This is a genomic window from Limosilactobacillus sp. WILCCON 0051 (assembly GCF_039955095.1).
GTDB classification, from domain to species: domain Bacteria; phylum Bacillota; class Bacilli; order Lactobacillales; family Lactobacillaceae; genus Limosilactobacillus; species Limosilactobacillus allomucosae.
The window spans coordinates 993,085-1,018,410 of sequence record NZ_CP154878.1; the positions used below are offsets into that span (position 1 = coordinate 993,085).

General features: G+C 47.7%; 21 protein-coding genes and 1 other annotated feature. Of the genes, 18 read left to right on the plus strand and 3 right to left on the minus strand.

From position 1 onward, the window contains the following. Positions 1 to 63 precede the first annotated feature (63 nt). The 3 genes from ABC765_RS04710 (at position 64) to ABC765_RS04720 (ending at position 3,906) form a co-directional block, all read left to right on the plus strand. Positions 64 to 1,497 (plus strand): amino acid permease, encoded by a 1,434-nt coding sequence (locus ABC765_RS04710; protein WP_347980854.1) that lies wholly within the window; start codon positions 64 to 66, stop codon positions 1,495 to 1,497. Between the two features lie 98 nt (positions 1,498 to 1,595). Next, on the plus strand, positions 1,596 to 2,978 hold the full coding sequence (locus ABC765_RS04715) for a C69 family dipeptidase (RefSeq protein WP_376752316.1): 1,383 nt from the start codon (positions 1,596 to 1,598) through the stop codon (positions 2,976 to 2,978). A gap of 28 nt (positions 2,979 to 3,006) precedes the next feature. Then, a complete protein-coding gene (locus tag ABC765_RS04720; RefSeq protein WP_347980855.1) occupies positions 3,007 to 3,906 on the plus strand; it encodes a DNA/RNA non-specific endonuclease in 900 nt (299 codons plus the stop codon). 39 nt (positions 3,907 to 3,945) lie between these two features. Here ABC765_RS04720 and ABC765_RS04725 read toward each other — a convergent pair whose 3' ends face one another. Continuing rightward, positions 3,946 to 4,287 (minus strand): helix-turn-helix domain-containing protein, encoded by a 342-nt coding sequence (locus ABC765_RS04725; protein WP_045025376.1) that lies wholly within the window; start codon positions 4,285 to 4,287, stop codon positions 3,946 to 3,948. 259 nt (positions 4,288 to 4,546) lie between these two features. Between ABC765_RS04725 and ABC765_RS04730 the strand changes: the two genes are divergently transcribed. Together ABC765_RS04730 and ABC765_RS04735 are read left to right on the plus strand one after the other, a co-directional pair. Continuing rightward, the gene (locus tag ABC765_RS04730; protein ID WP_347953159.1) at positions 4,547 to 6,874 is read left to right on the plus strand and encodes an ATP-binding protein; all 2,328 of its coding nucleotides are present in this window, start codon (positions 4,547 to 4,549) and stop codon (positions 6,872 to 6,874) included. A gap of 116 nt (positions 6,875 to 6,990) precedes the next feature. After that, positions 6,991 to 7,188 (plus strand): hypothetical protein, encoded by a 198-nt coding sequence (locus tag ABC765_RS04735; protein WP_347953160.1) that lies wholly within the window; start codon positions 6,991 to 6,993, stop codon positions 7,186 to 7,188. Between the two features lie 48 nt (positions 7,189 to 7,236). Here the strand turns inward: ABC765_RS04735 and ABC765_RS04740 are convergent, their stop codons facing one another. Continuing rightward, the gene (locus ABC765_RS04740) at positions 7,237 to 7,503 is read right to left on the minus strand and encodes a DUF454 family protein (RefSeq protein ID WP_045025535.1); all 267 of its coding nucleotides are present in this window, start codon (positions 7,501 to 7,503) and stop codon (positions 7,237 to 7,239) included. A 163-nt stretch (positions 7,504 to 7,666) separates the two neighbouring features. Between ABC765_RS04740 and ABC765_RS04745 the strand changes: the two genes are divergently transcribed. Beyond that, positions 7,667 to 8,545, plus strand: coding sequence for an alpha/beta hydrolase (locus tag ABC765_RS04745; protein WP_347953162.1), 879 nt, complete (start codon positions 7,667 to 7,669; stop codon positions 8,543 to 8,545). Between the two features lie 43 nt (positions 8,546 to 8,588). On the opposite strand, the gene ABC765_RS04750 is transcribed toward ABC765_RS04745, so the two are convergent. Next, complete coding sequence (locus tag ABC765_RS04750) at positions 8,589 to 10,133, minus strand: FGGY family carbohydrate kinase (RefSeq protein ID WP_347963511.1); 1,545 nt, start codon at positions 10,131 to 10,133, stop codon at positions 8,589 to 8,591. Positions 10,134 to 10,244: 111 nt separating this feature from the next. On the opposite strand from ABC765_RS04750, the gene ABC765_RS04755 reads away from it, so the two are divergent. The 12 genes from ABC765_RS04755 to ABC765_RS04810 all read left to right on the plus strand — a co-directional run bounded on the left by ABC765_RS04755 (position 10,245) and on the right by ABC765_RS04810 (position 24,276). Next, a complete protein-coding gene (locus ABC765_RS04755; protein ID WP_347964342.1) occupies positions 10,245 to 11,612 on the plus strand; it encodes an IS3 family transposase in 1,368 nt (455 codons plus the stop codon). Between the two features lie 150 nt (positions 11,613 to 11,762). Further along, complete coding sequence (locus ABC765_RS04760) at positions 11,763 to 11,924, plus strand: hypothetical protein (protein ID WP_347963512.1); 162 nt, start codon at positions 11,763 to 11,765, stop codon at positions 11,922 to 11,924. A gap of 135 nt (positions 11,925 to 12,059) precedes the next feature. Beyond that, positions 12,060 to 13,253, plus strand: coding sequence for a PLP-dependent aminotransferase family protein (locus ABC765_RS04765; protein WP_033935374.1), 1,194 nt, complete (start codon positions 12,060 to 12,062; stop codon positions 13,251 to 13,253). 1,183 nt (positions 13,254 to 14,436) lie between these two features. Next, complete coding sequence (locus ABC765_RS04770; RefSeq protein ID WP_347953165.1) at positions 14,437 to 15,306, plus strand: hypothetical protein; 870 nt, start codon at positions 14,437 to 14,439, stop codon at positions 15,304 to 15,306. Beyond that, positions 15,299 to 15,535, plus strand: coding sequence for a hypothetical protein (locus ABC765_RS04775; RefSeq protein WP_347953166.1), 237 nt, complete (start codon positions 15,299 to 15,301; stop codon positions 15,533 to 15,535). Before ABC765_RS04770 ends, ABC765_RS04775 begins: the two co-directional genes overlap by 8 nt. Next, on the plus strand, positions 15,525 to 16,835 hold the full coding sequence (locus ABC765_RS04780; RefSeq protein WP_347963513.1) for a glycosyltransferase family 2 protein: 1,311 nt from the start codon (positions 15,525 to 15,527) through the stop codon (positions 16,833 to 16,835). The genes ABC765_RS04775 and ABC765_RS04780 overlap by 11 nt, the downstream gene beginning before the upstream one ends. A gap of 15 nt (positions 16,836 to 16,850) precedes the next feature. Beyond that, positions 16,851 to 17,996 carry a glycosyl hydrolase family 8 gene (locus ABC765_RS04785; RefSeq protein WP_347953167.1) on the plus strand — a complete coding sequence of 382 codons (1,146 nt, stop codon included), beginning with the start codon at positions 16,851 to 16,853 and terminating at the stop codon, positions 17,994 to 17,996. Position 17,997: 1 nt separating this feature from the next. After that, entirely contained in the window at positions 17,998 to 19,107 is a 1,110-nt protein-coding gene (gene wecB, locus ABC765_RS04790; protein ID WP_347980856.1) for a non-hydrolyzing UDP-N-acetylglucosamine 2-epimerase, read from the plus strand. Between the two features lie 130 nt (positions 19,108 to 19,237). Beyond that, positions 19,238 to 20,431, plus strand: a complete 1,194-nt coding sequence (locus ABC765_RS04795) for an MFS transporter (protein WP_347980857.1) — start codon at positions 19,238 to 19,240, stop codon at positions 20,429 to 20,431. A 68-nt stretch (positions 20,432 to 20,499) separates the two neighbouring features. Next, positions 20,500 to 20,736, plus strand: a binding site (T-box leader). A 35-nt stretch (positions 20,737 to 20,771) separates the two neighbouring features. Continuing rightward, positions 20,772 to 21,560 carry a carbon-nitrogen family hydrolase gene (locus ABC765_RS04800; RefSeq protein WP_347980858.1) on the plus strand — a complete coding sequence of 263 codons (789 nt, stop codon included), beginning with the start codon at positions 20,772 to 20,774 and terminating at the stop codon, positions 21,558 to 21,560. Between the two features lie 44 nt (positions 21,561 to 21,604). Beyond that, complete coding sequence (locus tag ABC765_RS04805) at positions 21,605 to 22,783, plus strand: pyridoxal phosphate-dependent aminotransferase (protein ID WP_347980859.1); 1,179 nt, start codon at positions 21,605 to 21,607, stop codon at positions 22,781 to 22,783. A gap of 203 nt (positions 22,784 to 22,986) precedes the next feature. Beyond that, the gene (locus tag ABC765_RS04810; protein ID WP_347980860.1) at positions 22,987 to 24,276 is read left to right on the plus strand and encodes a hypothetical protein; all 1,290 of its coding nucleotides are present in this window, start codon (positions 22,987 to 22,989) and stop codon (positions 24,274 to 24,276) included. The last annotated feature ends 1,050 nt before the right edge of the window (positions 24,277 to 25,326 follow it).

The following is a 25,326-nucleotide window of genomic DNA, read 5'->3' on the forward strand; positions in this document are numbered from 1 at the left end:
GTGGGATTGAGATGGGTGGATTCGATCGGCTTTTTGTTTGGTTAAAAATAAAGGAGTTTTTTTATGGAAGAGCAGAACAACAATCATCTGCGCCGGTCAATGACGACTGGGCAGATGGAAATGATTGCTATCGGTGGGACGATCGGCAGTGGTTTGTTTATGGGGGCCACCTCAACCATTAAATGGGCCGGTCCATCAGTTCTGTTGGCCTATGCCGTAGTTGGCCTGGTTTTATATGCCATGATGCGGGCCTTGGGAGAAATGATCTATTTAAATCCAGGCACGGGATCGTTTGCCGATTATGGTACCAAATACATCAATCCATTGTCGGGATATCTGGTTAAGTGGAGCAATGTCTTTCAGTTCATTATTGTCGGGATCTCAGACGTGATTGCGATGTCGCAGTATTTGAACTATTGGTGGCCAAATCTGCCAGACTGGCTTTCCGGTATTATTCTGATCGTTATCTTGACGCTGGCCAATCTGGTTTCGGCAAAAGCTTATGGATCATTGGAATTTTGGTTTGCCATGGTTAAGGTCGTTACGATTATCTTGATGATCGTGGTCGGCTTGATGGTGATCGTCTTTGGGCTGGGCAACAACTGGCATCCAGTCGGTCTGTCCAATCTTTGGTCGCACGGCGGCTTTTTCCCGAATGGCTGGAAGGGCTTCTTCTTCTCGCTGGCAGTGATTGCTGGGTCTTATCAAGGAATCGAGCTGCTGGGGATCGCGGCAGGGGAGACGGCCTCACCGCAAAAAGCCATCGTTAAGTCGGTTAAATCCGTTATCTGGCGAATCTTGATCTTCTACATTGGAGCTATTTTCGTGATCGTTTCCATCTATCCTTGGAATCAGCTGAGCACGGTTGGCTCCCCATTTGTTGAAACGTTTGAAAAAGTCGGCATCACGGGAGCAGCTGGTCTGATCAACTTTGTCGTATTGACGGCAGCAATGTCGGGTGCCAACTCGGGAATCTACAGTGCCAGCCGGATGCTGTTTAAGCTGTCGGTTGATCATGAGGTTTCGCCATTCTTCTCCAAGCTGTCCAAGCGCGTGGTGCCAAACGTCGCGATTTTAACGATTGCCGGCTGGATTTTGGTTGGTTTTATCCTTAACACCATTTTGACGCAGATGAGCAAAACGGCTTCCAATCTGTTCGTCATCGTCTACAGTGCCTCGGTTCTGCCTGGGATGGTGCCTTGGTTCGTCATCCTGCTTTCTGAATTGCAGTTTAGAAAACAAAATGCCGATCTAATGAAGAACCACCCATTTAAGATGCCGCTGTATCCGTTCTACAACTATTTTGCCACGGCAGCCCTGCTGATTATTCTGGCATTCATGTTTATCAATCCAGATACGCGGGTTTCAGTTTCGGTCGGGGTAGTCTTCTTGGCAATCATGTCGCTGATCTACTTTATTCGGGTCCGCAAGCATGAGGAACCCGAGGCCAGCGAAGAAGCTGATTTTGAAAATGAGCATCATTTAAAGAAAAATTAATGGAAATTAAATTAGCGTCTGGTCAATTGGCCAGGCGCTTTTTAGCAGGGACAGTATGCTATAATTTTCAATAATCATGAATTAAGGAAGGGATCGCAGTGAAACATACCTGTACGACTTTTTTGGCTGGGAAGGCGGCCACGATTGATGGATCGACTTTGATCTGTCGTCAAGAAGACTATAGCAACGCGTTTGATCCACAGCGCTTTGTTGTCGTCAAGCCAGAGGAGCAGCCGCGCCACTATGCCTCTAAGACGACCAGCTTTACGCTTGAGCTGCCGGAAAATCCGCTCAAGTATACAGCCGTGCCTGATGCCGATGATAGTGCCGGTGTTTTTGCGGCTGGTGGCATCAATGCCGCCAACGTTGCCATGACCGCAACCGAAACCGCTACGACCAATGCCCGCGTCCTGGGAGCCGACCCGTACAATTCGGACAGCGGGATTGGCGAAGAGGATTTTGTCACCTTGGTACTGCCTTATATCAAATCGGCTCGCGAAGGCGTCAAAAGGCTGGGCCATCTTTTGGAAAAATATGGCACTTATGAATCCAATGGTATTGCGTTTAGTGATCAAGATGAGGTCTGGTATTTTGAAACGATTGGCGGTCATCACTGGGCGGCTTTAAAGATTCCCGATGATGCCTATGTGATCGCGCCAAATCAGTTCAACATTACCGATTATGACTTTGAAAGCGATGCGACCATGTATGCAGCTGATCTGCCGACTTTTATCAATCGTTATCACTTGAATCCTGAACATGGCCTGAACCTGCGCGAGATCTTTGGCAGTCGTACGGCCAGCGATGCCCGCTATAATTATCCGCGCGCCTGGTACGTGCAAAAGCTGCTGAGCGATGAGGAACAAAAACTTCCGACTGACCAGGATCTGCCATTTGTCTGTCATCCAAAGCGCAAACTGGCGATTGAAGACATTAAGCAGGCAATGAGCATGCATTTTCAGCATACCGACTTTGATCCATATGGTCAGGGATCTGCAAACGATCAGCACAAATATCGACCGATCGCGTTAAACCGAAATCTTGAAATTCACATGCTGCAGATCAGAAATCACGTGCCGGACTCGATTGCGGGCGTGCACTGGCTGGCATTTGGTCCCAATACGTTTAATGCCGTGGTGCCGTTTTATGCCAACGTTGAAGATACGCCGGCACCATATAAGAATACGACCAGCGACTTTGATCTGCAGAATATGTATTGGCTGACGCATACGCTGGCGGCGCTGGGCGATCAGAACTATCAGCGCTATGAAATGATGGAAGAAGGCTTTGAGCAGACGGTCATGGCGGCCTGTCGTCAGCTGCAGTCCCAAACCGACGCGCATGTGCAGACAGTCGATGAGGTCAGTGCCGAACTGACGCAAGTCAACGAGCAGATGGCGCAGGTCTCGCTGACTGAGAGCACCAAGCTGTTGGGCAGGATGGTCAAAGAAGCATTTAAACACGAGAAACTGCAATATTAATAATCATTTGATAGTCAAGGAGAAATAAATGAAGAAGAAAACGCGTCGAGTCCTGCATTGGCTGACGGCTTTCGTAGTTTTGTTTGCCCTCAGCAGTCTGATCAAGCCGGGGACACAGACCGGCAATTCAGCCACGGCTACCAGCACCGCCAGCAGTTCAGCCGTTTTAGCCAGTCAGTTAAAAGAAAAGCTGAATGGCCTGGTTAACAAGACCAGCAGCTCAACTGGCAGTCGGCAGGGTTCCAGTACGCTGATTACGCCCAGTCAGACCAAGGCAGCCTCGGTTTTGTCAGAAGGCGTTAAACAGCAGCTGGGCGGCAGTCTGACTTGGAATGGGCATGGTGCATACATCGTCAACAATAACCAGACCCAGCTGAATGCCAGCGTCAGCAGTGCGCCATATGCCGTCAACTATACCGACAGCCGCGGACGAGCCTGGCGAGGCGAGGCTTGGCTGAACAAGACGACGCGTCAGTATCGCAGTCGTGACCAGACTGGCAACGGCGCTACCAGTTGGAAACCAGCGGGCTTTTTGCAGGCGACGAATCTTGCCAATGGTCCATCGCATGCCTATGATCGCGGCCACCTGCTGGGTTATGCGCTGGTTGGCGGGATTTCGGGCTTTGATGCCTCAGAGTCGAATCCTAAAAACATTGCCACGCAGACGGCTTGGGCCAATGAGGCAGCCAGCGAGAGCTCAACTGGGCAGAACTACTATGAAGGACTGGTCAGAAAGGCGCTGGATCAAAATAAAAAAGTTCGCTATCGGGTAACCGATATTTATGATGGTGCCAATCTGGTTCCATCAGGCGCGCATATTGAAGCTAAATCCAGTGACGGCAGCCTTGAGTTTAACGTCTTCGTGCCCAACGTTCAAAACAATATCGTAGTCAACTATGCAACTGGGGCTGTAACGGCAAGCAATTAATAAAAAAACAGTCGACGAAAAATTACGCCGACTGTTTTTTTACTGTGTGTCTTTAATCGCGTCAATCAACTGTAAAATCGCATAGGCTGCTTTATCAGCCTGCTGTGGATCCATCGATTTTAGCTGGTAGATTAACTGATTAACTGAAAGAGAGGTTTCGCGGTCACGCTGACTGTCCTCGACCAATTGTGCAGTTGAGATTTGCATGGCGTGGGCAATCTTGTTAAGCGTTTTGATGCTGACGTTTTGATCACTTGTTCTCTCTAGTCGTGAGATGAAATTGACAGACAAACCGCTTTCTTCAGCAAGTTTTTCTTGTGTTATCCCGAGGCTTCTACGGAAGGCTCTGATATTCTCGCCTATATTTAAAATTTCCGGCACCCCCTCTTTTTAAATCTAACTAAAAAATTTGAAATTTTTAACGTTATAGATAAACGGTTTCACGAAACAATTTTTGCAATTAATGCACATATTATAGAATTCACAGAATTTTTGAGTAATTTGGTTTTTGCATAAAATAAAATCCTGGTGAGTGCACATAAATTTGCCTGTCATTCTTTAGGGCCAAAACTTGCAAACGTTATAAAAATACAGCAAAATGGAACATAGTATAAAACGATGACGAAGAAGGAACCAGTTTATGAGTACGACGACGCAAAATTCGGCCAGTCAAAGACGACGGGTCCACTACGTTTTTAATAATCAAGAGGTGCCACGCTTGACGATTCGTCAGCTGTTTGACACCCGCCGCTTCAGTCGCTTGACAGCGGTTACCGGAGAGCTGGATGCCGACTTTTTTAATCAGCATCTCAGCGACTTTATCCAAGTTGAGATTGCCCTGGGCGCCCCAGAACAGACAACGCCGCAGACTGCGGATGAGACGGCCACTAAAGGTGCTTTGACGAATGCACTGCTGGCCGCCGCCAATAAGCAGCCGGCGCGTTTGTTTGAGGCCTTGAGCGGGCAGAATCAGCTGAACGTGCTGAATGGCCTGTACACGGTTGAGCAGGCTCCCGTACAGGCCATTCATTCGCGCTTTTATCTGCTTAGCGATGATACCGGCGCTCAGACGCGGGTAATCCTGGGTAGCATCAACCTAACCGCGGCTTCTTTTGATGAGCATCATAATCAGCTTGAAGAAGTACTGGTGTTTGATAATAGTCCTTTATACACTAATTTTATGCAACGGTTTAAGAATGATCTTAAACCAGTCTTAAAAAATTATTTTTCTACTGAGCTGCTCAGTGCCGCGCAAAAACAGCTGGATGCCATGAAAAAGGATCAAAAAGCCGGTAAGGACGTCGGCAACGTGATCATTCTTGGCAATGAGACGACTGACCAGATCGCGATTGCTGATATGACTGAGCTGATTTCGCATGACGTCCAGCAGCAGATCGATCGGGGAATCGTTGGCCAGGAGATTACCAAGGCCATGCGCGATATTACGACTGATCGGGCCTTGGTAAAAGATGAGCTGGAGCGTTCGATTCATCAACAGGATGCCATCTTCAACCTGCAAAAAGACTCGGTTTCGCCACGCGCGGCCAAGCCAACGCTTAAGACGCGCGAAAAGATCTATAAACGAGTGCGGCAGACGTTGATGACTGACATGACGCCGCAGGAACGCTCGGCCGAGAAAAAATACACCACGTTTTTGTATGATCGGCCAATGGAGCGGAATCTGGCCAATGACAACAGCGGCCTGTACGTGCCAAACGATGCAGGAACCTACCCAATTCCATTTGGCAAGCTGGCCACCATCAGTGAGATCCGCGACGGCTTAAAGAGCATTGATGCCGTTATGCAGGGTTATGCCAAGTACGTGGTCGACTACACGCCTGATTATGGCCGACGCTTTTATGAGGCTATTTTATACAGCTTTACGGCGCCATTTTTATGGGAGATCCGTTCCAAGGCCAGTCTCAATCCGGAAGACGGCAATGACGTTCCCAACTTTTTGGTATTGGGGGCTACGGCAGGCTCAGGCAAGTCAACGCTGCTTAGAATCATCAATCAGCTGACCTGGAATACGGACCGCTCGTTGATTGACTTTGGCACGATCTATCCAACCGAGACGCCGCAAAAGAAGCTGAAGACGGTTCAGGCTTTAGAGCACTATATGAAGACTGGCAGTACCTACCCAGTCTTGGTTGATGAGATTGAACCCTACTTCTTCCAGCAGGATCAATACAGTCGGCACTTGATCGTTGACACCATGAATGATCTGGTCAACCATCCACATGCCGTGGCGCCTTTGATTGGTACGACCAATTATGACTCCGGGTTCACCATGCTGCGAGAAACGGCGCGCCGGACCTACTATCTGCAGATCGACAAGGTGATTGACGAGGCGCAAAAAGGCGAGGCCAATAAATATATCTACAACGTCCGGCAGACTCTAAACAACACGCTCTTTAAGGATTTTGTCGTTCGAATGGCTACCCTGCTCAGTGACGACGAGACGCCATGGCGGACTTTTGATAAACAGACGGGGCGGTTGGACTTTTTGGCCAATACGCGCAAGCTTTTCAAAGAATATTATGAGATGGCGGATCTGCCATTGCCTGATTTCTTTGCCGATGCCATCTGCGACGATTTTCGCGAAAGCGCGCGGAGTCGGTGGGCCAAGCTGTATCTGACGCAGACTGAGGACTTTAAGCACTATGCCGATAAGCACAGTCTGCTGTTTGACATCTCTAAGCTCAATACCTTTAACGGCTTCAGTGCCGATAGTATTGAAGAGTACCGCAATGCGCTGCCGGTTGAGATCTGTGTCGATGGCATCAACGGCAAGCGCGGCAAGTTTATGGAGATCAAAGAGGATGCCTTTTTCAAGTGGATTGGCGAGCCCGATCCCTATCTTGAAGATGACGACTTTGCCAAGGAAACAGCAACAGAGCCAGAACGTTCAGCAGCTGCCGAACCGCCAAGAAAAAAGAAAGGCTTTTGGGCTCGACTGTTTGGCTAGACAATCTTCTTTGAACAGCCGATTTTAGTTTAGAATTGAAATTAGCAGGCGAAAGGGTTTACAATATCTTCTAGAGATAGTTTAATCAAACAATTAACTCAAGGAAGGTTTGGCAGATGCGTTTTAATCGAGAATTTTATAAGGACGTCTTTTTCTGGGGCGGCATCTTGATCTTTTTGTCAGCGGTTTTATATCAAGGCAGCTGGTCAACCTGGTTTGGCTATTTTGATGTCTTCTTGATCGTTTTCGGTCTGGCATTGGCAGCGATGACCATGGTTAGCCATGACGTCTCTAAAAACAAACAGTCAAGATAAAAAGGATTTTAGCACGAGGCTAAAATCCTTTTTGTTTGGTCAGCTTGCTTAGTCTTGTTCCGCTTTGATCAGCACGCGCTTTTTGGTTTGGCGCTTGGCATGGAACTTTTCCAATACCGGAACGACCATGCGCTGATACCAGTGGCGACTCGTAAGCCAGCGATGGAAGCGGGGCGACAGTTTAGAGAGCGCAAACAGCGCCAGCAGGAAAAATGGTACCTGAGGGATTACGGGCAGTGCCAACCCAATAATGCCACCGACAAAACCAGTCAGTGCCAGCATTCCCCAGCCAATTTTCTCCAAAATGATCAGCATACGGTCATCTCCTTTATAAACGCGACTTGATTTTGTTGGCAAGATTATAGCACGTTCAGCTTTAAAACGCATTGAAAACGAATCGACCTTGAGTCTTTTTTAATCTTTGCTTAATCAGCGGTGCGTTATAATTAGGCTAGTTTGATGATAAGGGATGATGGTAATGCTGAATAAAAAGCAGCTGGTGATCAAGATAGTCTTAAAACGGTTGTGGTACCTGATTTTTGGCATTATCGTAATTGCGATGGCCGTTCAGCTTTATTTATTGAAGGGAACGCCCAGCCAGCCCTTGAATATGCATCGGCTGCGCTCTGATGTCAGCTATACCGATACGCCGACGCTTTTGATCCCGGGACAGGGCGGCAATACGATTACCTTTAATACGTTTATCAAGCGCGCTCAAAATGAAAATATCGCGCAAAGTGCCATGGTCGTGCGCGTCTCGCCGACTGGTCAGGTGCGCGTCAAGGGTAGTCTCAAAGGTCAGAAAAATCCGCTGATTCAGATTCTGTATGACTGGAATTATAACGTTTCGTTCAAACCGCAGATGCATCAGCTGACGCAGGTCTTGATCGTTTTGCATCAGCGCTATCACGTCAAGCGTTTGAATATCGTCGCGCATTCTTATGGCGGAACGGAATTTCTCCACGCCTATCTAAGCAATCATAAGCTGCAAAAAGAAATCGCGTTTCAAAAAATCGTGCTGCTGGGCGTGCCGGTAGAAGAAAGCTTTGGTACCAATACCAAGTATACGGCCTGGCTGTTTAAAAAGTCGCGGGACGCAGAATTCAAGCAGCTGCTGCGACAGGTAAAAAAGGCACGGTTTGCTAACAATGAAACGGTCTACAACATTATGGGCAAAGAGGCTGATCAAAAGACGGATGGCGAGGTTCCCAACATCCAGTCGCAAATGATGGCAACGCTGTTTAAGAACACCTCGGTCAAATACGTACAGCGCTGGTATCCCAAAACCACTCATCGTCAGCTGCATGAAAAAAAGGCGATCCTGGATTACGTCATGCAGACACTTTGGGGAAAGTAGCATTGCTGAAAAAAAAGAGCACGGTAAAACGCGCTCTTTTTTACTAGTTAAAATGACAGTACTTATGCTGAAAGTCGGCGATTGCATTGTATTCCTGCTGCAGATCGCTGCTGAGCTGTACATAGATTGGCACCAGCGATTGATAGATGTCATAGGTGGCCGGATCTGGCTGGCAGGTTGCGGCTTTTTTAAGGTGTTCTTTGATGACATCGATTTTCTTGATCATTCCCAGACTCTTCATGCCCATGACAACGGCGGCCAAGGTTCGGCTGTCCTGTTCTTGCGGAATGGCCACGGGACTTTGAAAGACATCGGCCAGGATTTGCCGCCACAGGCCAAACCGGGCAAAATTACCAGTTGCCATGATCTGCCGTGGTTCGCCGACGACCGTTTCCAAGGTTAGACTGATTGCATAAAGCTCATAGACGGTTCCCTCCAAAACGGCCCGTGCCATGTGTGCCCGAGTGTGGTGCGGCGTCAAGCCAAAGAACGATCCCCGGGCGTTGGCATTCCACATTGGGGCCCGCTCGCCGTTTAAGAAAGGATGAAAGATCAGACCGTCTGAGCCAGCAGGAATCGTTTTAGCAATCTTGGCCACGACATCCAGACTTTCTTCATGCATCATGTTGGCCAGCTGCTTTTCTGGAGCAAACAGTTTGTCGCCAGCCCAGCTGAACACCGTATTGCCGGCATTGATCGGACCACCAACGACCCAGTGCTCCTCATCCAGGGCATAGCAGAACAAACGCCCTTCGATGTCAAAGCGCGGCTGATCAGTAATTACCCGGACCGCGCCGGAAGTATCGCCAATCGTAATAGCCGTGGTTCCCTGATCCAGGGCGCCAACTCCCAGATTATCCATTGGTCCGTCAGCTGCGCCCAGGATAAATGGCGTATCCATTGGCAGACCGATCTTAGTGGCAATCTGGCTGCGCAGTCCCCGTACCTGTTCATATGGACTGGCCAGCTGCGGCAGTTGGTCGGCTGAAATGCCAATCAGCTTGAGGGTTTCCTTGTCCCAATCAAGCTCTTTTAGATTTAACAGACCTGAAGCACTGGCTGATGAGATATCGGTTTTCAAAACGCCAAACAGCCGCCAGAACACATAGTCTTTGATGCCCAGCCAGCAGGTCGTGCGCTCAAAAATCTCAGGATGCTCATTTTTAAGCCAGATCAGCTTATATGGCAGGGCCATGGGATGAGTTGGCGTGCCCGTACGCTGATAGATCTTTAGTCCTTCGCCGTTTTGCTTCATTTCGGCCGCATACTTGGCTGCACGATTGTCGCCCCAGGTCAATACGCGCGTCAGTGGCTTGTTGACGCGGTTTAAACCAATCAGACTGTGCATCATGCTTGAGAAAGAGACGCCCCGCAGCGTGCCATTGTTTAGATCTGCCTGGCCAACGACCTCGTGCAGCGTATCAACGACCGTCTCAAAGATTTCGTCTGGGTCTTCTTCTAACATCTCCGGCTCATCGCGGAATAGATGATGTAAACGAGACGCGCTAGCCAACGCATTAAAGTCCTGGTCATATAAAACCGCCTTGGTGCAGGTGGTACCGATGTTTACGCCGATCAAGTAATCCATTTGATCCCCTCATTTCTAGTTTCTAAATACAAGTATAAAAAAAGCCAGGCAGTGGTTCAAGCATTTGACCCGTACCCCCAAAGTTGGAAACACAACTTTGGGGGTATTTTTATGACCAAAATCAGCATAGAGACTAAGATCAAGGCAATTGAAGAGTACTGTACAACGGCAAGTTCACTGCGGGGGATCGCTCGCAAATACGGGATTGCAAAGCTTGACTTTCAAATCTGCGTGGGTATTTATGCACGTTTCGGCAAGGAAAAACTATTGAATCCACCAACCGTAACTGGGGATTTCCGCTTAAATCTGGTAAAGTGGAAACAACAAAACCGAGCTTCCATTCCAGAGACCTGTATCCACTTTGGCTTTCGTTCATCAGGCTCTGTCTATCAATGGGAGCGTCAGTACAACGAACATGGAGCACCGGCCCTCTTAAAACTACGACCAGGAAGGAAATCAAAACATGAGCTCAAATCACGAGAAAGAGATTCAACGTTTAAAAAAACAGAATCAGCTTCTCCAAAAAGAGAACTTATCCTTAAAGATTCAACTCGATGCCTCAAAAAAATTGGCAGCCTTGAGAAAGCATCCAAAAAAGAACTTGCCCAAGTAATTTATGACCTCAAGGCAAAATATCGTTTGAAAGACCTGATTGAAGCACTGCCAATCTCTATGTCAACTTACCAGTATTGGCAGGCCAAATTTGAACACCCTAATGAAGCCGAAGAAGAGCTTAAATCCGTCATCAAGGGCCTGTTTGAATATTTTGAAGGCGACTATGGCGTTCGTCGACTGAGCGCGCAGGTGCGTGACTACTACCGAATTATTAATCGTCCACTGCCCAATCACAAGCGAATTTACCGCTTGATGCGTGAGATGGGCCTTCAATGTACGAAATACAGCAAACGCCGCCGCAAGTACGATTCTTCCAAAGGTCCGTCGGGTAAGAAGGCTAAAAACGTAATCCGTCGTCGCTTTATGAGCAATCGCAAATATCAAAAGATGGTCTGCGACATTACTGAATTGAAGGCTAAGGACGGCAGTAAGGTTTATCTGGAAATTGTCAAGGATCTGGCAACCAACCAGATTCTGACTTGGGAAATCGGGACGCATCCAACCCTGGAATTCAGCCTTAAGCCTTTGCGCAAGCTAATCGATCTTTTACCGCACACTGGGTATCAATTAACTCTGCATACAGATCAAGGCTGGCAGTATCAGCATCGTGCCTGGCGAGTCTTATTAAAGCATGGTCGGATTCGTCAAAGCATGTCCCATCGAGCAACGTGTCTGGATAACGCCGCCTGCGAGACCGTCTTTAGCAAACTTAAAGCAGAGATCAAGCCGGACACTGATTATGCCAATCAAGAAGACTTAACTCAAGCCATTGAAGAGTGGATTGACTACTACAACCACCGCCGGATACAAACAAAATTAGGCAACCTGACCCCACTTCAATATGAAGCACGGCTAGTTGCCTAAGAAAAATTTTTATTCAGTTTACAAGTAATTAATATTCAATTCCAACTTTTTGGGTACACACCAATTTCAAAAGATTTTGTGAAACTACTCACGATAATTTTTGAAGCATAAAAATGTTAAAATGGACAAAAACCAATGGAAGGTGAAAAAATGCAAAAAGAACATGGCCAGGTAACGGGAATCATTTGGAAAACACCGGAAGAAATGGCTGCCTATCAAGAATTACAGCAGTATGCCAAAAATCATAGCATGACGGTTTCAGCGGCTGCCAAGCAATTGCTGATGCAGACTCTGCGCCGCCATGTCAACTGACGGATCGCTACGACTTAATTTTTTTTGCCAAAAGGACTTGCAGAATTAAAAAAATGCGACTATTATAATAGCCATATTAAAATTTAATGAGATTCATTAATAATTTGTTTCTAAGAATGAATAGGAGTGATCGGAATGGTTCAATTTTCAAAACGGGTTCCTGCAGATGGTACGGACGCAGTTGGTGCAATCCTGGCAGCAGCGGCTGATCCATCAGTAATTTCATTTGCCGGGGGCCTGCCAGCGCCAGAACTGTTCCCCGTCGCAGAAATGAAAAAAGCGGTCGATACGGTTTTTGACGAACACGGCCGCGAAGCCATGCAATATGGTGCATCGCGCGGGGTAACGGAACTGCGCGAACTGATTACCAAGCGCGTTAAGGAACGTGAAGGCATTGATTCAAAAGTAGAAAACGTCATGGTAACGACTGGTTCTGAACAAGTGCTGGATCTGGTCGGCAAGGCATTTATTGATGAAGGCGATGAAGTCTTGGTAGAGGATCCAACCTACCTTTGTGCGCTGGATGTCTACCGTTCCTATGGCGCCAAGTTTGTCTCCGTTCCTCAAGATGACCAGGGACTGCGTGTCGATGCCCTGGAAGAAGCCTTGAAGAACCACCCAAAGGCCAAGCTGCTTTACACGGTTTCCAACTTCCAAAACCCAACTGGCAAGACGATGCCGGTTGATCGCCGTAAGAAGGTTGCCGAACTGGCAGCTAAATACGACGTCATGGTGCTGGAAGACAACCCATACGGCGATATTCGCTTTGAAGGTGAACACGTACCAGCTATCAAGGCATTTGACACGACTGACCATGTTTTGTACATGAGCACGTTCTCCAAGATCCTGGCCCCAGGTTTCCGTTTAGGCTGGGTTCTGGGTGATCCGAAAGTTATCGACAAGCTGACGGTTCTGAAACAGTCAACCGACCTGCACACTGATCAGCTTGCACAATGGGCCGTTGTTGAATTCTTTGCGCAAAACGATATCAACAAGCACGTTGACCAAATCAGTGCTCTGTATGGCAAGCGCAAGGACTTGATGATTGAAGGCATGAAGAAGTACTTCCCAGAAGGTGTCAAGTACACGAATCCAGAAGGTGGAATGTTCCTTTGGGTTAAGGTTCCCGGGGTTACGGATACGGTTGAGCTGTTCAAGAAGTGCTTAAAGGAAAAGGTTGCCTTCGTGCCCGGCGATCCATTCTTTGCCGGTAAGCCAGAACCCGGCACCTTCCGTCTGAACTACTCCAACATGCAGGAAGACAAGATCGAAGAAGGTTTGAAGCGTCTGGGAAAGGCCTTGTCCGATGCCGTTAATGAAAACAAGTAATGCGAATGATTATTGAGTTTAGTTTCATTGATTTTTCAGCCAACAATTACAATTAATGAAATGCAAACTGTCAGCTGCTTAGCTGGCAGTTTTTTTGTCGGGTTTTATTAGATCAATGGATTGACAGCCGCGGCATCAAATCGTCAAGGAGGCGTTTCGCTCAATAATCAGCAGAACCGCTTTCAGTTGAGAAATGGCACTGAAATTCTCAACCAGGGGATGGCGGCTTGCTTTTGGCTGCAGGTCAAGGCTGGATTGGTGCGTGGCAAGTCTTAAGTCAGTTGATCAGATCAGCCAACAGTTTTTAAAAGTATAAAAGCGGTAATTCTGCATCGCCAGCACCCATTATGCAAAAAATCCTGCATAAAATATATGACGAAAAAATCATTACCTACTTTTCGTCAAAAATCGATGCATAATAGGTAAAAAACAATGTATATCGAGTTAGGTGTACCTAACATTACCTACGATTTGCCGAAAAACGCGCAATAGTAGGTAATTCACAAAGTCGGTCTGACCCAATCAGCCCATAAATATACATATTTACCTACGATTTTTAAAAAAGGCGTTGTAAGTAGGTAAATTCAGATTGAACGAGTATGCAGTTACCTGCTTTCAGTCAAAAAACAGCCCATAGTAGGTAGTTTTAACGTTGACTGCTGGTTAAAGCTTGTTTTCTTTCACAAAGTTGACCAGCAATCATCGTAAATCCGGCCAGCAGAATTTTAAGAATTTAATTCAAAGCAAACGACAGCTCGATTGCCCAGTCGCTGCTGCCTAAAAAATTGCTCAGGATGCTGCTTGTTGAACGTCAATGTCGCAGCCTGACAACGCCCACTGACTGGGAGCCCTTTTTGACCCAGCTTGAGATGATTGATTAAGGTCCGCGACAGATATCACTAATGCCGGCCAGATCCAGCGAGCCCCATTTATGTGATCGATAAATCAAGATAAGAATTCTGAAATACCTTAAAATCAGGCCATTGCTGACAGCTTGCTTAATCAAAATTTATTTATAAAAATAATTATAGAAATAAGGCCGTCTAGATTTTATAAGATCGTTTCTATTGCTTACAATTAGCGTCTGATCAATAAATATACTGATTGTAACTTTTAGTAAAAATAATTATATTAGTGGTACGTTTTATCTTTATTAATCAAAAATCAGGATGGAGGAATGACAATGTTTCGTCGACATTCGATTCTGTTTTTTCAATTGGCGATTATGATGGTAATCATTGCTTCGATGGCCTTGATCATCTGGTCATCGCTTTACCAGACCAATATGATGATTGCCATGGCCGTTATGATCGGATTGGGCGTTTTGGTAGGGATGATGATCCCCAGCATTTTAATCAGTTGGCTGATCATTGCATTAACGACGCTGGGCAGTGCAATTCTGCTGCTTGGCTATGTAGTGATCGCGGCCCCGATCAAGCTGGCCTTGCTGTTTACTTTTCCGGTGATTGCCTCATTAACACTGGTGGCTAGAGAAATGATAACAGGTTGGGGCTGGCTGGACAAAAACCGCAGCGAGATTCAGTCATATGCGGCTCACTATGATCCCGTCACTAAGCTGCTGACTCGCTATAATGCGGTTAAGCTGTATGAAAAGTGCATGCTGTACATTCATGATCGCGACGATATCAATCTCTGGACCAACGTATCGGCCGTACATTGGACGCACAGTACTCAGTTTCAGCAGTTTCACGAGCAGGAATATAATCAGATGCTTCAAGAGATCGCGCGGGTTTTAAAAATCGACCGTTTGCCTTCTGAATCGCTTTACTACCTTGGCAATGCCACGTTTATGATTATTTCTCATGAACTGTCGGATCGCGTATTGGAGCAGCTGAACGATCAGACCAAGCACCTGCTCAGCAAGATCGAAATCAATGGGGCCGTGGCTCAGTATAAATGGGGGACGCAGAAGATCGATCGGCAAAACGTGGCACACTTTATGACGTTTGAAAAGGTTGATCGGCATCTGCAGCGGGAAATGGAGACTGACATTGTCACTGAATATCTGAAAGGAAATGTGATCGATGGTTAGGATCTTTTTTTGGCTGGCGACGGTAATTACGCTGCTGTTCTTGGTGGCGATGGTTATTTTGTTTATCTGCAACTGGATCATCTACTATCGCATTGAGGAAATGGAGACGCATGGCCCAGTCAAAAACGATCTGACACAGGCCAAAGATGATCTTTTAAAATTGCCGCCTAAAGAACACATCAAGCGGCGGCTGCAGGAACTGGGGGTGAAGTCAACTGATGATCAGTGAAATAATGATGGTCGTGACGCTGGTGTCAATCTGGCTTTCACTGTTGATGTCGATCATTACGCTGAGCGGGGCAACCAGTTTTTGGTTCAAGCACAGCCGGATTCGCGCTGATGTCTTGCCATTGAAACGCTATCCCATGATCACCCTGGTCGTGCCGGCTCATAATGAAGAAATCGTGATTGCCCAGACTGCCAAGGCGATTTTGGAGCTCAACTACCCGCAAGACAAGGTCGAGCTGCTGCTGTACGCCGATAACTGTACTGACGATACGCTAAAAGAGATGCACCGCTTGATTGCGCAGCCCCGCTATTTTGGCCGCAACGTCAAGATCATCAATCGTCATGGCACGGGCGGCAAGGCAGGGGTGCTCAACGATGCCCTAAAGATCGCGCATGGCGAATATATTGGCGTTTACGACGCGGATGCCATTCCTGAACGCAATGCCTTGTATTTTCTGGTGCAAAAAGCGTTGGAGGATCCTGAACGCTATGTGGCGGTATTTGGTCGTAACAAAACGCGAAATGCACAGCAGAACTTTCTGACGCGCTGTATTAATCAAGAAATCGTCGTAACTCAGCGAATCCAGCATTGCGGCATCTGGCACATGTTTAAGATTGGCCGGATTCCGGGAACCAATTTCATCATTCAGACCAGATTCGTCAAATCAATTGGCGGCTGGCGCAATGGGGCATTGACGGAAGATACCGATATCTCGTTTAAGATCATGCAGCAGAACCGTTTGATTGCATTGGCCTATAACTCAGAGGCCTTTCAACAGGAGCCTGAGACGGTACATGACTACTATTTTCAGCGATTGCGCTGGGCCAAGGGCAACTATCAAGTGGTGATCCATAATTTTAGACATCTGTTTGACCGCAGCAACTGGCGCGTTAAGCTGGAGACGTTTTATTACTCATGTACGTTCTTTTGGTTTAACGCGGCGATCGTTTTATCAGACGTGATCTTTTTTGCCAACGTGGTCACGCTGCTTTTGCGAATGGTAGTACCGAGTCTGACGGTGCCGTTTACTTTTGGCGAAAGCAACATCCTAATTGCGCAGCTGCTTTTGTTCAACTGGCTTTTGATGATCAACCTGTACGTTTTGCAGATCAGCATTGCCATGTCGACGCAGTTTGGCCAGGCGACTACCAGTCAGCTTTGGCTTGCTTTGGCCTCTTACTTTACCTATTCGCAGCTGTTTATCGTCGTTTCCGTTCACGCGGTCATCTCGGTAACTTTGGATGCGATCCTGCACCGTAACGGCAACGTCTGGGTAAAGACCAAGCGTTTTGATGATTGATGATGGGAGATTGCAATGAAGCTCAATAAATATACCTGGATCTTCGTAGGCCTGATTGCCGCGGTTTATCTGGGAACCTTGCTGTGGGTGCGGCTGACCAATCCAGTCTATCTGCAGCAGAACATGTATCGGACCTGGGAAAAAAGCTATGTCATGCATCCCAGAGCCAATCAGTCGTTTGTCAATACCAGTACGAACAACAACCATCAAAAGCCAGTCGCATTGTCCGAATCGCAGGGCTATGGCATGTGGATTACGATTATGGCCGCTAAAAAAGGCTGGGCGAGTCGGCAGGATTTTGATCGCTTTGTGAACTATTGGCTGGCGCATCGTGATTATGTTGGCGATCAGCACCAGACGCCGACGTATCTGATGTCTTGGCGGCAGTGCTATAACCGGCATCATCAGTGGGTGGCTGACGTCAACAGTGCAACCGATGGCGATGTGTATATCGATATGGCATTGGCGCAGGCTGCCAAACAGTGGCCGTCAAAAGCAGACTATTATCGCAGCCTGGCCAAGAAATTGAGCCGCGACATTCTGGCCTATGAGTATAATCCACAGACCAGGGCGTTGACGGTTGGCGACTGGGTGACCAAAGACTCGTCATATTGGCGGCTGATGCGCACTTCTGACGTGATGCCGTTCATGTTTAAGACCTTGGCTGAGACAACGGGCGACTCGCGCTGGCAGACCGTCAACAATGCAATGCTGGATCGGCTGATTGACTTGAGCCGCCAGCATCAGACCGGTTTGGTACCGGATTTTGCCTGGATCACCCGAAATTCTGCCAAGCCGGTCAAGCCCAAGACGATTTCTACCAAACAGGATGGCAGCTATGATTTTAATGCTTGTCGGGTGCCAATGATGATGGCTGCTTCTGATGATCCGCGCGCTCAAAAAATATTAAGGAAGATGCTGCGTTTCTTCAGTCATCAGCAATATGTCACGGCCGGCTACTCGTTAAGCGGCAAACGCCTGGTTAAGTATCAGTCGGCCAGCTTTTCGGCACCGATCTTTTTTGCCGTCAGTCATCATCGTGGCGAAGGCTTTGACAATCTGTTTGACAGTCAAAAGTACATCTTCAGCCGCCCTCTGACGCGCAAGAACTATTATGACGCGACGCTTACGGTGATCGCGGCTTTGGAAGGACTGAACTAAAATGAAGATTATGACGGTAATCGGTACGCGGCCGGAAGGAATCAAGATGGCGCCAGTAATCAAGCTGCTGGCCCAAGATCCGGCTTTAAAATCAGTGGTCGTAACGACTGGCCAGCACCGCGAAATGCTGCAGACCGTTTTTAAAGTGTTTGATTTTAAGCCCGACTACGACTTAAAGATCATGGCGCCCAATCAGACGCTGACCCAGATTACCAGCCGGGTTCTGCTGGGGATGGAACGCGTCTTGCAGCAGGAAAAGCCCAATCTGATTCTGGTGCATGGTGATACCAGTACGACGATGGCAGCCAGCCTTAGTGCGTTTTATCATCAGATTCCAATTGGTCATGTGGAAGCTGGTCTGCGCACCTGGGACAAGTATTCGCCATATCCAGAAGAAATGAATCGCCAATTGACCGATGACCTGGCCGATCTGTATTTTGCGCCAACCAAGCTCAGTCAGGCCAATCTGCTAAAGGAGCATCATCGGGCCAGTCGGATCTTCGTGACCGGCAATACCGCGATTGATGCCCTGCAGTATACGGTTCAAAGCGATTATCACCATGACGTTCTGGCTAAGATCTCGCCCCAGCAGCGCATTATTCTGCTGACGATGCATCGGCGCGAAAACCAAGGTGCCCCCATGCAGCGAGTTTTTGAGGTCATAAAAAAAGAAGTGGCTCGGCATCCCGATGTTGAGGTCATTTATCCCGTGCATCTAAGTCCCAAGGTGCAGCAGACTGCCCAGGCGGTATTTAAAGACGAGCCGCATGTCCATCTGATTGCTCCCTTAGACGTGGTTGACTTTCATAATCTGGCCGCGCGCAGCTATCTGATTATGACCGACTCAGGCGGCGTACAGAAAGAGGCGCCCTCGTTAAACAAGCCGGTATTGGTGCTGCGTGACGAGACCGAGCGTCCAGAAGGCGTCAAGGCAGGCACGCTGCGCTTGGTAGGGACGGATCCGAATCGTGTCGCCCAGGCAATGGAGGAGCTGCTTTGTGATCAGACCGTCTATCAAAAGATGGCGCAGGCTCCTAATCCATATGGAGATGGTCATGCTGCTGAGCGCATCGTTGCCATCTGCAAGCAGTTTTTAAATGCCAAAAACTAATACATATTTTAAGAATGATCCCGGTCTCAAGCTTTGGACAGCTGGGATCTTTTTTATTGATGGGCTGGCTAACTAAATCAAACAGGACTAAACTAAAAATGATTTGAATTTATGGAGTAGGGAGAAAAAAGTGAAAAATTATCGAATGCAGAGCCTGGTATTGGTCTTGATTGCCTTCGCCCTGGGCTTTAGTGAATTTATTATCGTCGGCGTTCTGCCTGATATTGCCAAGACGTTTCATGAGCCGGTGACCGTTGTCGGACTGCTGGTGACGATCTTTGCGCTGGTTTATGCAATCAGCACGCCTTTGATTACGATGCTGATTGGAACGCGCAGTCTGCTGAAAGTCGAGCTGGTATTATGGATTGTTTTTATTCTAGGCAATGCAATGGTGATGGCCGCGCCCAGCTATCCGATTCTGGTAGCTGCGCGGGTGATCACGGCAATCGTTTCCGGGGTGATCATCTCGATTGCAACGACATTTGCCAACAGTCTGGCGCCGCTTGAAAAAAGAGCCGGCTTGATTGCCTGGATTTTTTCTGGCTTTTCGATTGCCTCGGTCTTTGGCGTTCCAGTGGGTACCTGGATCTCAATGCACTTTGGCTGGCGGACCACATTTGGCGTGATCGTTTTCGTCAGTCTGGTTATTTTGTTTCTGATGCGGGCCAGTCTGCCGATTGATCTCAGACAGGGTGCGTCACGACAATTCAGCGATCAGTTTAGAATCTTTGGCGATCGCCGCATCTATATCGGGATGCTGCTGCCGATGTTTAATCTGGCTGCAACCTATACCTTCTACACTTATTTAAGACCGCTGCTGGCGGGACCGCTGCATTTTAAGACAGGCGCGATCACGCTGCTTTTATTTCTGTATGGCTTGATGTCGTTGTTTAGCAATCAGTTCTCTGGCCGGCTGGTTGAACTGGGCGGCTTACGGAAAATGCCGCTTGTGCATGGTCTGCAGCTCATGTTGCTGGCCATGCTGGCGATCAGCCTTGACTGGCGGTGGCTTGCCTTGATCGTGATTATGCTGATCGGTATGCTGATGTATCTGATCAATTCACCGATTCAGCTTCACTTTATTGATATCGCGACTCATGATTATCCGGCTTCTTTAGTTATGGCGTCTTCAATCAACTCGATTTTTTCCAATTTTGGCATTGCGTTAGGATCGGCAACGGGCAGTCTGTTGGTTAAGATGCATGGCTTGAGCGCGGTTGGGCCAGGCGGTGCTGTTTATGCCGGGATTGCCTGTGGATTGATGATTTTCTTAAACCGCATCAATCAAAAAATGGTGCCGACTGCGCAAAACGACGACTGCTAATGAGCCCTTTTTGATTTTAAAAATAATCCTTGACATTCATTAAAAAGTGATTAGAATTAACTCATAATCAAAACGAAACAATGCCCCTGGGATGAGTAGTCGCGATAAGCCTTTCAGAGAGCTCTTGGCTGGTGGAAAAGAGCAGACTTTGGCAATGAAGATGGTCCTGGATCAATGGCGTATTGGCGAAATGAGTAGTCAGTACCGGCAAGCGACCGTTATCTCGCTGAGTCAATGACTTGATAAGGCTGTTTTGGCGACAAGACGGCAAATAAAGGTGGCATCACGAAAAACTCGTCCTTTAACCAGGGCGGGCTTTTTTATTAAAGGGAGTGATTTTATGACGTTTAAGGTAGCTGTTGCCCAGATCGACATTGCATTGGGCGATCCTGACCGCAACTATCAGACGGTTACGCAGGCAGTCAAAGACGCGGCCAAAGCAGGCGCAGACGTGGTGGTATTTCCTGAGATGTGGAATACCGGCTATGCCTTGACTGAATTGGCACGGCTGGCTGATCAGGATGGCTGGCGAACCAAGCAGATGCTTTCTCGCGCCGCCAAGGAAAATCAGATTGCCATCGTGGGTGGATCGGTGGCAACCGTGCGTGCGGGCGGTCAATACTACAATACGACCTATATCTATGATCAAAACGGGAACCTAACTGGCAGCTATGACAAGGTGCACTTGTTTGGTCTGATGCATGAAGACGAGTTCATTCAGGCAGGCGATCAAGGCAGCTTTTTTGAATTAAAGGGCGTCAAGAGTGCCAGCTTCATCTGCTATGATCTGCGGTTCCCAGAATGGTTTCGGACGGTAGCCAAACAAGGTGCCGATGTAATCTATGTCGTAGCTGAATGGCCGACGCCGCGGATTGAACAGTGGGAGGCACTGGTCAAGGCCCGCGCAATTGAGAATCAGGCTTTTGTCGTTGCGGTCAATCGCGTTGGTCATGATGCCGAAAACAGCTACAATGGGCACTCGCTGGTCGTTGATCCGTTGGGGAAGGTGATTGCCAATGCAGGTGAAAAAGCAGGACTGACGCTTGCGGAGCTGGATCTGGAAGAATTAAAGAAAGTACGTGGTCCGATTCCAGTATTTAAGGATCGACGCCCAGATCTGTATGACTAAATCTTGCCGTATTGACATGACTAAACTTTGAAAGGAAGATCATAATGGAATTTCAACAATCAAAACTGCTGGACACGCTGCCAAAACAGTTCTTTGCCAATCTGGTTGCCAAAGTAAATGCCAAGGTAGCAGAAGGCGTGGACGTCATCAACCTGGGGCAGGGCAATCCAGACAAGCCAACGCCAGAATATATCGTCAAGAGTACTCAAAAGTGGGTGGCGGATCCGAAGACGCACAAGTATTCGCCATTTCAAGGACTGCCCGAGTTTAAGCAGGCCGCGGCTGATTTTTATCAGGAAAAATATGGTGCGCATCTTGATCCTAATACCGAGGTTGCGATTCTAGGCGGCTCCAAGATTGGACTGGTCGAACTGCCATGGGCGCTGATGAATCCAGGCGACACGCTGCTCTTGCCTGATCCTGGCTATCCTGACTACTGGTCGGGAGCGGCTTTAGGCGAGGTTAAGTTTGAAACTTTCCCATTGCTGGCTGAAAATGACTTCTTGCCGGACCTGGATAAGATTCCAGAAGCAACGGCACAGCGGGCAAAGTTTATGTATCTGAACTATCCCAACAACCCAACTGGCGCCGTGGCAACCAAGGAATTTTACGTCAAGCTGGTTGAATGGGCTAAAAAGTATCACGTTGGCATTATCAGCGACTTTGCCTATGGCGCGCTGGGCTTTGACGATCAGGCGCCGGTCAGCTTTATGGAAACGCCTGGGGCCAAGGAAGTTGGCGTTGAATTCTATACCTACTCCAAGACGTTTAATATGGCCGGATGGCGAATCGCGTTTGCGGTAGGCAATGCTGATATCATTCATGCCTTGAACCTGATTCAGGATCACCTGTTTGTCAGTCTGTTCCCTGCCCTGCAGTATGCCGCGATCGATGCCTTAAAGAAGCCGGAGCGTGATGCCGAGATTAAAAAGATCGTGCACCGCTATGAAAAACGGCGCAATGCCTTCGTTCAAGCAGCTGAAAAGATCGGCTGGCATGCCTATGTGCCAAGGGGAACCTTCTATGCATGGATGCCGGTACCAAAAGGCTTTACCAGCGAGACGTTTGCCGATCTGCTGCTGGATAAGGCGGGCGTAGCCGTAGCACCTGGCAATGGCTTTGGCGAGCATGGCGAAGGATATGTCCGGATTGGTCTGTTGATTAAGCCTAAGCGCCTGGTTGAAGCTGTTGAACGAATCGAGAAGCTGCATTTATTTAATTAGCCAACCGAACATTCAAAAGCACCAGCTGAAGATGCTGATGCTTTTTTGTTGGCATAAAAAATGGCTTAAAAGCATATTCTGTCTTTCTTTTACCAGAATATACGACAGATTTTGCTGAAAGCGGTTGAAAATGTTTCCTAAATTGCGTTATCCTTAATAGGTAGTAATATCTTGATAAATCAAACAAGAGGTGGTGTTAACAAATGCTAATTGTCAGCAAAAAACTCACCCCTGCATTTAAAAAGACGCTGATTAGTGCTCCAGAGCCGCAATACGTTCCGGAAACGTCATTATGCGACTGGATCATTCGTGAGGTAGCCATGCAGGATTATGGCATGCTGCTGTGTATCAACCGCAATACGCAGATGCCAATCGTGCTGCCGGGTGCCGAGTTTCTAAAAGTCAGTCCCGTTTCGGTTTTAAGACAGGTTTTAATGTTTGTGATGGCTGGGATGGGAATCAGTTCCATCAAGCTTACTGAATACGTCAACTGCATTGCACACGGTGAGGTCAGCTATCAAAACATGACCGCCGACTTCCTGGTTGAAAAAGCCTTTCGTGCATATGCGCCCGAGCTGGCCAAGATTGACGTTGAACGACTGGATGATGACCAGCTGCTCAATCAGTTGGGGATTCTTTCCTTAACGCTGGGCAGCAGTACGAAGGTTTTTTGCGATCTAAGGGAGCCTAAAATCGCGCCGGCCGTTCGCTTTAAAGACCAGATCAATCAAGAATGGCGTCTGCCGGCTCAAAGAAAAGGCAGCATGGCAGAAAAGTCGGCATGGGAATTTGATTATCGCTTGTTCCACCAATGGGATGATCAGATTCAAAAAACGCCTGCTTGGACGGGCTATGCCGCAATCGTAAGGGAAATGCGTCAGGTCAATGATGCCTTTTTGCGTCGCTATCATGACTACTTGGAACAGACGGAAATGGTTGACGACACCAGGATGCAGCAGTATCTGCGTTTGGCGGATGTTTATCTGAATCGCTATCTGATTGCCAGCCATCCGGAAACCCTAACCAGCGATTTGACTGCCCCCACAGCCTATCTGTTTGAATGGCTGTTAGAGCATGAGCAGATCAAAGCTGAGAACGTGCAGCTGGTAATTGATGCCATGCTGGCGTTTGGCGCGTTCGTTAAAGTGGCGGGCGTCTATTCCACGCTGGATGAGGATCTGTATCGTCAAGCGGTTCGCGACGGCGGCGATCGGGTGCGGGCTTTTTTCAAGGCAGCAGCGGCCCAGGCCCAATTGGAAGCTAAAGACGATGCACCGGTGAGCCGTCAAGAGGTTGCAGGCAGTCAGGTTGACACGCTGGTACAGGAATTGATGGCGCTGGCCGATGATGAGCGGCTGGTTGATGCGCTGATCGACGTTTTAAATCAGACGCCGGCACTGATTGATAAGCTGCTGGCTAAGATGACGCCCTTGCAGCGGCAGAATCTGGCTCGGAAACTGGCACGATTGCTTGCTGATGATCATGATGACTGATACAATCCCCTCTGCCTCAAAATAGATGCGGCAGAGGGGTGATTGCTCTAAGCTGGTGAAAAGCAGTCAAAATTGAGGCGGCTAAATACATCGGTTATTGCCATGACGTTTGACTGATTCTGGGCAGTATTCGGGACGGTCAATGATCATGACTTAAAGACCTGGTCTGAATCTTGCTTTTGAAGGGGCGTTAATCATGGTTAGCAGCGTTGGTTCAATGCAAGCCTGATCTAGTTACAGTTTCTAATCGCGATCGTTACCGTAATCAATGCTTAGCAGGATTTTATGGCAACGAGGCCGGGGAGCACTTCGCTGTAAAGCATTGAACAAAAATTTTCTTGCATTGCAACAGCAGTATCTCATTTTTTGAAAACCAGGCTTCATCATGCGCACAGGAAGATTATTTACATAAAATTATTGACACACCCCGATCTTGGTGCAGTGATGCCTATCATTGAACGTTTTTTGCATGATTAGGTCGCAGATATCCATCAGCCAGCTGATATTGTGAAAAAATTGGACCTCGATAAGTTAAGAAAGCCGAAATTACCTACTATTCCTTGATTTTTAGTCATAAGTAGGTAACTGTAGAGGGACTGTATATGCGGCCGACTGAACTTTACCTACTATTGACGCCTTTTTCCGAAATAGTAGGTAAAGATGTATATTTTGGCGCTGATAGGAGCTGATTGGGCCAGACCGACTTTGTGAATTACCTACGATTAGGCCTTTTTTGCTCAATAGTAGGTAATGTTAGGGGCCCCTAACTCAATATACATTTATTTTTACCTACTATGCATTGATTTTTTGAAAAAAGTAGGTAATGATATTTTTATCATATGTGTTATACAGGATTTTTTGCATAATGCCTGCTGATAACCTTGATTACGATGATATAAAATCCGTGATTCATGATTAACAAAAAAGCCGCTAAGAAACAGGGGAGTTTCTTAGCGGCTTTTTCTCATACCAGGGGGGGTCCTGATAATTTTGACAATGGATTGCGCGACTTTTTATTATGGGGAGGATTGGTTGAATGCAGCTGTCCAC

What these genes read in the sequence shown, in the direction of transcription:
- ABC765_RS04710 (WP_347980854.1), top strand. Translation starts at nt 64, where the DNA reads ATGGAAGAGCAGAACAACAATCATCTGCGCCGGTCAATGACGACTGGG.
- ABC765_RS04720 (WP_347980855.1), top strand. Translation starts at nt 3,007, where the DNA reads ATGAAGAAGAAAACGCGTCGAGTCCTGCATTGGCTGACGGCTTTCGTA.
- ABC765_RS04730 (WP_347953159.1), top strand. Translation starts at nt 4,547, where the DNA reads ATGAGTACGACGACGCAAAATTCGGCCAGTCAAAGACGACGGGTCCAC.
- ABC765_RS04735 (WP_347953160.1), top strand. Translation starts at nt 6,991, where the DNA reads ATGCGTTTTAATCGAGAATTTTATAAGGACGTCTTTTTCTGGGGCGGC.
- ABC765_RS04740 (WP_045025535.1), bottom strand. Translation starts at nt 7,503, where the DNA reads ATGCTGATCATTTTGGAGAAAATTGGCTGGGGAATGCTGGCACTGACT.
- ABC765_RS04745 (WP_347953162.1), top strand. Translation starts at nt 7,667, where the DNA reads ATGCTGAATAAAAAGCAGCTGGTGATCAAGATAGTCTTAAAACGGTTG.
- ABC765_RS04750 (WP_347963511.1), bottom strand. Translation starts at nt 10,133, where the DNA reads ATGGATTACTTGATCGGCGTAAACATCGGTACCACCTGCACCAAGGCG.
- ABC765_RS04755 (WP_347964342.1), top strand. Translation starts at nt 10,245, where the DNA reads ATGACCAAAATCAGCATAGAGACTAAGATCAAGGCAATTGAAGAGTAC.
- ABC765_RS04760 (WP_347963512.1), top strand. Translation starts at nt 11,763, where the DNA reads ATGCAAAAAGAACATGGCCAGGTAACGGGAATCATTTGGAAAACACCG.
- ABC765_RS04765 (WP_033935374.1), top strand. Translation starts at nt 12,060, where the DNA reads ATGGTTCAATTTTCAAAACGGGTTCCTGCAGATGGTACGGACGCAGTT.
- ABC765_RS04770 (WP_347953165.1), top strand. Translation starts at nt 14,437, where the DNA reads ATGTTTCGTCGACATTCGATTCTGTTTTTTCAATTGGCGATTATGATG.
- ABC765_RS04775 (WP_347953166.1), top strand. Translation starts at nt 15,299, where the DNA reads ATGGTTAGGATCTTTTTTTGGCTGGCGACGGTAATTACGCTGCTGTTC.
- ABC765_RS04780 (WP_347963513.1), top strand. Translation starts at nt 15,525, where the DNA reads ATGATCAGTGAAATAATGATGGTCGTGACGCTGGTGTCAATCTGGCTT.
- ABC765_RS04785 (WP_347953167.1), top strand. Translation starts at nt 16,851, where the DNA reads ATGAAGCTCAATAAATATACCTGGATCTTCGTAGGCCTGATTGCCGCG.
- wecB (WP_347980856.1), top strand. Translation starts at nt 17,998, where the DNA reads ATGAAGATTATGACGGTAATCGGTACGCGGCCGGAAGGAATCAAGATG.
- ABC765_RS04800 (WP_347980858.1), top strand. Translation starts at nt 20,772, where the DNA reads ATGACGTTTAAGGTAGCTGTTGCCCAGATCGACATTGCATTGGGCGAT.
- ABC765_RS04805 (WP_347980859.1), top strand. Translation starts at nt 21,605, where the DNA reads ATGGAATTTCAACAATCAAAACTGCTGGACACGCTGCCAAAACAGTTC.
- ABC765_RS04810 (WP_347980860.1), top strand. Translation starts at nt 22,987, where the DNA reads ATGCTAATTGTCAGCAAAAAACTCACCCCTGCATTTAAAAAGACGCTG.